Consider the following 9,011-nt stretch of genomic DNA (forward strand, 5'->3'; position numbering starts at 1 on the left):
GTCTCGTACGTCAGTCGGTCGCTCAGTGCCCGCCCTTGGGCGAGCGCCAGCGGGCGATGCCCCGGGCGATGAGGTTGAGCCCCATCACGAAGGCGATCAGCACCAGCGCCGCGCCCCAGGCACGGGCGTAGCCGAAGTCGTTGTTGACCTGCGAGTACTGCTGCCAGATGTACATCGGCAGGGACTGCTGCGGGCCGTTGAACGGGTCGCTGTTGATGTAGTCGGCGCCGAACACCAGCATCATCACCGGGGCGGTCTCGCCCGTGATGCGGGCGACCGCGAGCATCACACCGGTGGTGATGCCGCCGATCGCGGTGGGGAGGACGATCCGCAGGATGGTCTTCCACTTCGGCACGCCGAGCGCGTACGAGGCCTCGCGCAGCTCGTTCGGGACGAGCTTGAGCATCTCCTCGGTGGACCGGACCACGACCGGGATCATCAGGATGGCCAGCGCGAGGCTGCCCGAGAAGCCGGAGTAGCCGAAGCCCAGGGCGAGGTTCCAGAGCGAGAGGACGAACAGACCGGCGACGATCGACGGGATGCCCGTCATGACGTCGACGAAGAAGGTGACCGCCTTGGCGAGCGTGCCGCGGCCGTACTCGACCAGGTAGACGGCGGTCAGCAGACCGATCGGGGCGGCCATCGCGGTGGCCAGTCCGACCTGCTCCAGGGTGCCGATCAGCGCGTGGTAGATGCCGCCGCCCGGGCCGGACGGGATCACGCCCTTCATCGAGTGGCTCAGGAAGTACCCGTCGAACACGTGGATGCCCTGCTGGACGGTGTAGACCGTCAGGGCGACCAGCGGGACGACGGCCAGGATGAACGCGACCCAGACCACCGAGGTGGCGAGCCGGTCCTTGGCCTGCCGGCGGCCCTCGACCCGGGCCGAGAGGCCGTAGCTGACCAGGAGGAAGAGCACGGCCGAGATCAGGCCCCACTGGAGGTGGCTGGCCAGCCCGGCGACCGCGCCGATCGCGCAGCCGAGAATGATCGAGCCGGCGGCGACGCCGGCCGGGGCCCACTTGGGCAGGCGGTTGGCGGTCAGCGGACGGCCGACGGGCCGGGCGTCCTCGACGACGACGGTGGCGGTCATGCGTTGGCCCCCGAGTACTCCTTGCGGCGGGCGATGATCATTCGCGCGGCACCGTTCACCAGCAGGGTGATGACGAACAGGACGAGGCCGGAGGCCATCAGCGCGTCGCGGCCGTTGCTGCCGGCCTCGCTGAACTTCAGCGCGATGTTCTGCGCGAAGGTGCCGCCGCCGGCGTCCAGGATGTGCGGCGACAGGACGTTGCTGGCGGACAGCACGACCGCCACCGCGATGGTCTCGCCGAGCGCGCGGCCGAGGCCGAGCATCGAGGCCGAGATGATGCCGGGGCGGCCGAACGGCAGCACCGCGGTGCGGATCATCTCCCAGCGGGTCGCGCCGAGCGCGAGCGCCGCCTCCTCGTGCATCCGCGGCACCTGGCGGAACACCTCGCGGGAGACCGCGGTGATGATCGGCAGGATCATGATCGCCAGCAGGATGCCGACGGTGAACAGGTTGCGCGGGGTGCCGGTCCTGGTCTGGTCGAAGATGTACGTCCAGCCCAGGTACTCGTCGAGCCAGCTGGTCAGGCCGTCCAGGTGCGGCACCAGGAAGAGCGCGCCCCAGAGGCCGTAGACGACGCTGGGGACGGCGGCGAGCAGGTCGACCAGGTAGGCGAACGGCTGGGCGATCCGGCGCGGCGCGTAGTGCGAGATGAACAGCGCGATCCCGATGGCCACCGGGACGGCGATCGCCATCGCGATGACGGCGCTGACGATGGTGCCGAAGGCCAGGACGGCGATGCCGAAGACCGGCTTCGGGGCGTCCGGCGTCCACTCGAAGGTGGTGAGGAAGTTGCCCTCGTTGGTGCTCAGGGCCAGTACCGACCGCCAGGTCAGGAACGCCGCGATGGCGGCCATGATGACCAGCAGCAGGATGCCCGAGCCCCGGGCGAGGTTCATGAAGATCTTGTCGCCGACCCGGCTGTCGCGCGGCCGGCGTTCCCTGCCTCGCGGGGCGGCAGGGGAGGATGAAGTCATTGGTCTACTCCGGTCTGGTGGTGCCGCCCCGGGAAGGGGGACGGCACCATGGCGGCGGTGCCCCGGACGTGGTGCTGGGTGTGGTGCGTTCCGGTGGGGCGGCCCCGGCCCCCCTCGCTCACGGGGCCGCCCCACCGGGGGTCCCGTCGGGTCAGGCCAGGGTGGCGATGACGCCGTTGACCTTGTCGGTGACGGCCTTCGGCAGCGGGACGTAGCCCTTCTCGCCGACGGCCTTCTGGCCCGCGTCGCTGGCGGTGTAGGTCAGGAAGGACTTCAGGGTGTCGAGGGTCTCGGCCTTGTTGCCCTTGTCGCAGACGATCTCGTAGGTGACCAGGACCAGCGGGTAGGAACCCTCTTCCTTGGTCGCGTAGTCGAGCTTCAGGGCGAGGTCGCTGCCGGTGCCGGCGGACTGGGCCTTGGCGATGGTGGTGGCGGCGTTCTCGGCGGTGGCCTCGACCGGCTTGGAGGCACCGGTGTTGATCGCGGCGCTCTTCAGGTTGTTGGTCTGGGCGTAGGCCAGCTCGACGTAGCTGATCGAGTTCTTGACCTGCTTCACCTGGGCGGAGACACCGGCGCTGCCGTTGGCCGACTGGCCGAGCTTGCCCGTCCAGGCCTTGCCGGCCGGGTAGGACCAGGCACCGCCGCCGGCGGCGACGAAGTACTTGGTCAGGTTCTCGGTGGTGCCGGCGTCGTCCGAGCGGTGGAAGGTCTGGATCTCCGCGTCCGGCAGCTTGGCGCCCGGGTTCAGGGCGGCGATCGCCGGGTCGTTCCACTTGGTGATCTGCGAGTCGAAGATCTTGGCGGAGGTCGGGCCGTCCAGGACCAGGTTGTCGACGCCGTCGACGTTGTAGACCAGCGAGATCAGGCCGCCGACCATCGGCAGGTCGATGCCCTGGCCGCCGGTGCAGACCGCCTTGGAGCCGTCGACCTCGGCCGGCTTGAGGGCCGAGTCGGAGCCGGCGAACTGGATCTTGCCCTGGTTGAACTGCTGGATGCCGGCACCGGAGCCGCCACCCTGGTAGTTGATCGTGGTGCCGGAGCAGGCGGCGGCGAAGGTGGTCTTCCAGATGTCCATGGCCGCGCCCTGGGCGGTCGAACCGGCGGCGATCAGCGAACCGGGCTTGCCACAGTTGATCGGGCTGGCGGCCGCGGCGGAGCCGCCGGACCCGCCGGCCGCGGTCGTGTTGTTGTTGTTGTCCGACCCGCAGGCGGCGAGCGACAGCGAGCTGACGAGCGCCATGGCACCGATCGCGAGGGCCTTGGAGCGGCCGTTCCGCTGGAGCTTCACAGGGGTGTCCCTTTCTGTGGCATTGCCCTTCGCGCAGGCCGTAGGCGTACGGCCGGGCGCGGGTTCTGCTGTGGTCCGGGGCCCGTTCGGCCCTCCGGTGGTCCCGAAGTTAGGCCGGGTAAGTGACACGACAGCCGGTCACAAGTGAACGGAGAGTGAACCTCGAAGGGATGACAGGAAACTAGGCCAGGTAGTAACGGTTGCGTCACAGCGAGGGCGCAGGGAGATCACTTCCACCGTTCCTTCACCGGCCCGACCCCGGCCGCCCGCACCGGCCTCGCCCCCAGGAGCGCCAGCAGGGCGTCGATCAGCACCCGGTCGTGGTCGTGGGTGAGCCGGGCACGGGCCTTCCCGGCCGGCAGCCACTCCAGCCGGTCCACCTCCCGGTTGGGCCGGAAGGACCCGCTCGACGGCACCGCCGCCCAGTAGCGGACCTCCTTCGGCCGGCCCTGCACCCGGTAGTGCTGGGTGGGCAGCTCCGGGCCCAGCAGACAGCTGAACCCGGTCTCCTCCCGGACCTCGCGCAGCGCCGCGTCGACCACGCCCTCACCGGCTTCGAGCTTGCCCTTCGGCAGGCTCCAGTCGTCGTACTTGGGCCGGTGGATCAGCGCGATCCGCGGCCGCCCCAGCCGGCCGCCCTTCTTCGGCCTACCCGGCAGCCACAGCACCGCGCCCGCCGCCAGCACCACCGGGGCGTGCCGCGCGCCGGTCGCGGCCGCCCGGCCGGCACTCGGGCCCTCGCCCACCTCAGACCGTCCCGGATGCCGCGGAGTGCCCCCAGGCGTCGGCCGGGACGAGCTCCAGCCAGCCGTCCGGTCCCGGCGGCAGGTCCGGCCAGCGGCGGCCGACGGCGTACCGCGCGGACTCCACCTCCAGCCGCTGGTCGGCGTGGACCACGCCCAGCACGTACGCGGTCGCCGGGGTGATCCGCGGGGTGCGCGCCGCGGTGGCGGCGGTGACGGCGGCGTCCGCCGCCTCCTGCTGCCGGGCCAGCACCAGGTCCAGCTCGTCCAGTCCGGAGGACCCGCGGCCGCACACCTCCAGCGCGTACCGCGCCCGCTTCACCAGGATCCGCAGCCGCGCCCAGGGCGCGTCGTCGGCCGCCAGCGCGGTGTCCGCGTCCGTCGACCCGCGGGACTCCGGCACCGCGCCCAGTCGGCGCAGCCCGTCCCCGCCGTACGGCGTCGCGGCGCGCTGCAGCGGCAGCTGCTGGGCGCCCGCGGCCAGCGCGGCGAACGCGGCGGCGGCCTGCGGCAGCAGCACCGCCGGGGCCCGGCCGGCCGCCGACTCCAGCAGCGGGGCCTCGCCGACCAGCAGGGTCATCCGGTCCGCCAGCGCGTGCAGCCGGGCGGAGCGGAGCTCCTGGAGCACCGTGGAGTGCGCCCTCGTGCGGGCCAGGGTCAGCTGCCGGTCCAGCAGCGCCCTCGCCTTGGGGGCGCCCGCGTGGCCGGCCAGCATCCCCGTCCCGTCCGGATCGGAGCCGCTCAGCGAGTCCAGCGCGCCCAGCAGCCGGGCCGAGCGGCGGACGTAGCCGGGCTCCAGCGCGAGCAGGTTGAGCAGCCAGCGCAGCTCGGTGCGCGACTCCTGCGCCCAGGTCTGCTCGAACACCGAACCGAAGGTGTGCAGCAGCCCGCCGACCCGTCGGACGGCCCGCAGCAGGTCCGAGGTGCCCGCCGACGGGACGATCGAGGCCGTGCCGGGTCTGGCGCCGACTTCGCCCACCGCCAGCGGCAGCGCGCGCAGGAAGGCGCCGGCGTGGGCGGTGAGGTGGCGGGAAAGGATGTCCCCGGCGGTCGCTGTGGAGGCCGCCTGGGCCGTCATCGGCGCTTCGGTCATGGCGTGGTAGATCCCCGTTCCCCCGGGGCGGTCCCCCGGAGCTGGTGGCCGACCGCCGGAACGGGTCCCCTGCCGTTCCGGCGGCTTCGCATCAGTGGACGTGTCAGCGCGAGGTGGCGGCCCGGCGTCGCTGGCGCGAGTCGATCAGCAGGTCCTGGACGTGCCGCAGCGGGCGGCCCTCGGCGTCCTGCGAGTGCCGCTCCCAGGCGCCGTCCGCCCCCAGGTGCCAGGACTCGGTCTCGTCCGACACCCCGAGGTCGATCAGCCCGGACAGCTCGGCGCGGTGCGCCGGATCGGTGATCCGCAGCAGCGCCTCGATCCGGCGGTCCAGGTTGCGGTGCATCATGTCGGCGCTGCCGATCCAGACCTCCGGATCGCCGTTGTTGCCGAACACGAAGACCCGGGAGTGCTCCAGGAAGCGCCCCAGGATGCTGCGGACCCGGATGTTCTCGCTCAGCCCCGGCACGCCCGGGCGGATCGCGCAGATCCCGCGCACCCAGACGTCCACCGGCACCCCCGCCCGGGAGGCCCGGTACAGCGCGTCGATCACGGCCTCGTCGACGATCGAGTTGACCTTGAGCTTCACGTAGGCCGGGCGGCCCGCCCTGTGGTGGGCGATCTCGTTGTGGATCCGCGAGACCAGCCCGTCCCGCAGACCGCGCGGGGCGGTCAGCAGACGGCGGTAGGACTCGCGGCGCGAGTAGCCGGAGAGCCGGTTGAAGAGGTCCGAGAGGTCCGCGCCGACCTGCGGGTCGGAGGTGAGCAGGCCGAGGTCCTCGTACAGCCGGGCCGTCTTCGGGTGGTAGTTGCCGGTGCCGACGTGCGAGTAGCGGCGCAGGGTGTCACCCTCCTGCCGGACCACCAGCGAGAGCTTGCAGTGCGTCTTCAGCCCGACCAGGCCGTACACCACGTGACAGCCGGCCTCCTCCAGCTTGCGGGCCCACTTGATGTTGGCCTGCTCGTCGAAGCGCGCCTTGATCTCGACCAGCACCAGCACCTGCTTGCCGGACTCGGCCGCGTCGATCAGCGCGTCGACGATCGGCGAGTCGCCGGAGGTGCGGTACAGGGTCTGCTTGATCGCCAGCACGTCCGGGTCGGCGGCGGCCTGCTCCAGGAAGGCCTGCACCGAGGTGGAGAAGCTGTCGTACGGGTGGTGCAGCAGGACGTCGCGCTCGCGCATGGCGGCGAAGATGTCCGGCTGGGAGGCCGACTCCACGTCGGTCAGCCCGCGGGCCGTGCCGGCCACGAACTTCGGGTACCTGAGCTCCGGGCGGTCCAGATCGGCGATCCCGAACAGCCCGGTGAGGTCCAGCGGCCCGGGCAGCGGGAAGACCTCCGCCTCGGTGATGTTCAGCTCCCGCACCAGCAGGTCCAGGATGTAGGGGTCGATCGACTCCTCGACCTCCAGCCGGACCGGCGGGCCGAAGCGACGCCGCATCAGCTCCTTCTCCAGGGCCTTGAGGATGTTCTCGGTGTCGTCCTCCTCCACCTCCAGGTCCTCGTTGCGGGTGACGCGGAAGGCGTGGTGGGCCAGCACCTCCATCCCCGGGAAGAGCTCCTCCAGGTGAGCGCCCATGACGTCCTCCAGCGGGACGTACCGCTGGGGCGAGGCCTCCAGGAAGCGGGCCAGCGACTGCGGCACCTTGACGCGCGCGAAGTGCTTGTGCCCGGAGACCGGGTTGCGCACCACGACGGCGAGGTTCAGCGAGAGTCCCGATATGTACGGGAAGGGGTGCGCCGGGTCGACCGCCAGCGGGGTCAGGACCGGGAAGATCTTCTGCCGGAACAGCGTGTGCAGCCGGGCCTGCTCCTTCTCGGCCAGCTCCGACCAGCGGACCACCTCGATGCCCTCGGCGGCGAGGTCCGGCAGCACCTCCTGCTGGAACGCGGCGGCATGGCGGGCCATCAGCTCGCGCGAGCGGGTCCAGATCAGGTCCAGCACCTCGCGCGGCTGGAGGCCGGACGCACTGCGCTGGGCGACACCGGTGGCGATCCGGCGCTTCAGGCCGGCCACCCGGACCATGAAGAACTCGTCCAGGTTGCTCGCGAAGATCGCCAGGAACTTCGCCCGCTCCAGCAGCGGGATCCCCGGGTCCTCGGCCAGTTCCAGGACCCGCTCGTTGAACGCGAGCCAACTGCGCTCGCGGTCCAGGAAGCGGCCCTGCGGCAGCGCTTCGAACTCCTCTTCGTCCGTGGCCGGCAGCTCCGGCGGAATCCCCAGCGCACTGGACATCCGGGCCGTGGGCGACAGCGGGGCAGAGACGGGGCGGGGGATGCTCATGGGCTCCAGCTCCTCCAGCAGCAGGACGGCGTCCGGACGCGAATGGCTCTGCGGGCCGTCGCCCTCGCCCCGGGCCGGACCCGGGGACAGCACCCACCCTCCGGGTGCGGTCCGTACAGGACCGGCCGGTGCGTGGCGGTCGACTCTGCACGAGCGAGACACTACGGACTTCATCCTGTGATCTTCGCGGCAGCAATTGAATCCACGGTAAACACCGCATGGCCAGGAGGAAAGCTGAGTCGGTCGGAGCAAGGGGCGGCGACGTCCCGCCCCTCGCCCACGACCGCTCGGGGGGCCGTCCCGGCTGGTTCCGACAGGGCCGAAAGGTCCGGCGGACCGGTTCGGGCGTCCGGTACGGGAACCCGGCTCCGGGGTGCGCCGGAGTGGTCAGGCCGGCCGGTTCGCCCGGTACGGGGCTCGGTACATGAGGTCCACCTCGTGAACGGTGAACCCCAGTCGTTCGTATACCCGCACCGCAGCCGGATTGTCGGCGTCGACGTAGAGAAGAACGGTGGCCAGTCCGCGCTCGCCGGGGCCGGTGCCGGTCAGGTGACGCAGACCCGCCGCGGTCAGCGCCCGGCCGAGGCCGCTTCCCTGCTCGGCCGGGTCCACCCCGACCACGTACACCTCGCCGAGCTCCGGCTCGGTGGCGGTGGCCGGGTGCACCTTGGTCCAGTGGAAGCCGACCACCTTGCCGTCCCTGGTCGCGAGGAAGAAGCCGGCCGGGTCGAACCAGGGCTCGGCGATCCGCTCGGCCAGGTCCTGGGCCGTCCAGGCGCCCTGCTCGGGGTGGTGGGCGAAGGCCAGGGCGTTCAACCGCAGCCACTCGGCGTCATCCTCGCCCGGACGGAAGGTGCGGAGCTCGATGCCCTCGGGGACGGCCACCTCCTCGGTCTGCCGGCCGGTGCGGCGCATCTGCCGCAGCTCGCGGACCAGCTCGGCGCCGTACGCCTCCGCCAGGTGCCGGGCCGCCGGATGGCCGCCGTGCACCCAGAAGTCCACGGCGTCGTGGCCGGCCCGGTGGGCCCGCTCCAGAACCGCGTCCACCAGCGGGCGGGCCGCACCACGGCCGCGGGCCGCCGGGTCGACGACCAGCTCGGCGGCGGGGTTGGCGTCCGGGCCCTCCGGCACTTCGAGCTGGCCGTAGCCGAGGACGGCTCCGGTGCCGGTGCCGGCGCTGGTGCCGGCGCTGGTGCCGGTCTCGGTCTCGGTCTCGGTCTCGACGAAGTGGATGACGCCGGGGCGCGGAGTCTCCGCGCTCCGCAACCGGAGCCGGCCCTGCTCGGAGACGGCGGCCCGGCCGTCCACCGCCTGGGCCTCCGCCAGAACACGCAGGGCGCCGTCGCGCTGCTCGGGCCGGAGCACATCGTTCGCAATGACCGCTGTCTGATCGTCCATGCCCTGACGATACGTCACCGGAAATGCGAAGAACCCCCATCCGGGTCCCGGATGGGGGTTCTTCAGAAGAATTGTTCGGCGGCGTCCTACTCTCCCACAGGGTCCCCCCTGCAGTACCATCGGCGCTGTAAGGCTTAGCTT

7 protein-coding genes and 1 rRNA gene are annotated in these 9,011 nt (G+C 71.8%); all 8 read right to left on the minus strand.

The annotated features are described in order from the left end of the window. Positions 1-22: 22 nt before the first annotated feature. Positions 23-1,093 (minus strand): phosphate ABC transporter permease PstA, encoded by a 1,071-nt coding sequence (gene pstA, locus ACWD4P_RS01070; RefSeq protein WP_359818923.1) that lies wholly within the window; start codon positions 1,091-1,093, stop codon positions 23-25. Then, a complete protein-coding gene (pstC, locus tag ACWD4P_RS01075; protein ID WP_359818926.1) occupies positions 1,090-2,067 on the minus strand; it encodes a phosphate ABC transporter permease subunit PstC in 978 nt (325 codons plus the stop codon). The genes pstA and pstC overlap by 4 nt, the downstream gene beginning before the upstream one ends. 151 nt (positions 2,068-2,218) lie before the next feature. Then, entirely contained in the window at positions 2,219-3,355 is a 1,137-nt protein-coding gene (pstS, locus tag ACWD4P_RS01080) for a phosphate ABC transporter substrate-binding protein PstS (protein ID WP_359818928.1), read from the minus strand. A gap of 227 nt (positions 3,356-3,582) precedes the next feature. Further along, complete coding sequence (locus tag ACWD4P_RS01085; RefSeq protein WP_449778150.1) at positions 3,583-4,101, minus strand: NUDIX hydrolase; 519 nt, start codon at positions 4,099-4,101, stop codon at positions 3,583-3,585. Position 4,102: 1 nt separating this feature from the next. Beyond that, a complete protein-coding gene (locus tag ACWD4P_RS01090; protein ID WP_359818931.1) occupies positions 4,103-5,191 on the minus strand; it encodes a CHAD domain-containing protein in 1,089 nt (362 codons plus the stop codon). A gap of 103 nt (positions 5,192-5,294) precedes the next feature. Then, complete coding sequence (locus ACWD4P_RS01095; RefSeq protein ID WP_449778157.1) at positions 5,295-7,493, minus strand: RNA degradosome polyphosphate kinase; 2,199 nt, start codon at positions 7,491-7,493, stop codon at positions 5,295-5,297. Between the two features lie 366 nt (positions 7,494-7,859). Beyond that, entirely contained in the window at positions 7,860-8,870 is a 1,011-nt protein-coding gene (gene mshD / locus ACWD4P_RS01100) for a mycothiol synthase (RefSeq protein ID WP_449778151.1), read from the minus strand. 73 nt (positions 8,871-8,943) lie between these two features. Further along, a 5S ribosomal RNA gene (gene rrf / locus ACWD4P_RS01105) occupies positions 8,944-9,011 on the minus strand; the annotation flags it as partial.

It is taken from the genome of Kitasatospora sp. NPDC002543, assembly GCF_053594915.1.

Excerpts from the sequence above, each read along its gene's own strand:
- pstC (WP_359818926.1), bottom strand. The coding sequence starts at position 2,067 with ATGACTTCATCCTCCCCTGCCGCCCCGCGAGGCAGGGAACGCCGGCCG.
- mshD (WP_449778151.1), bottom strand. The coding sequence starts at position 8,870 with ATGGACGATCAGACAGCGGTCATTGCGAACGATGTGCTCCGGCCCGAG.
- ACWD4P_RS01090 (WP_359818931.1), bottom strand. The coding sequence starts at position 5,191 with ATGACCGAAGCGCCGATGACGGCCCAGGCGGCCTCCACAGCGACCGCC.
- pstA (WP_359818923.1), bottom strand. The coding sequence starts at position 1,093 with ATGACCGCCACCGTCGTCGTCGAGGACGCCCGGCCCGTCGGCCGTCCG.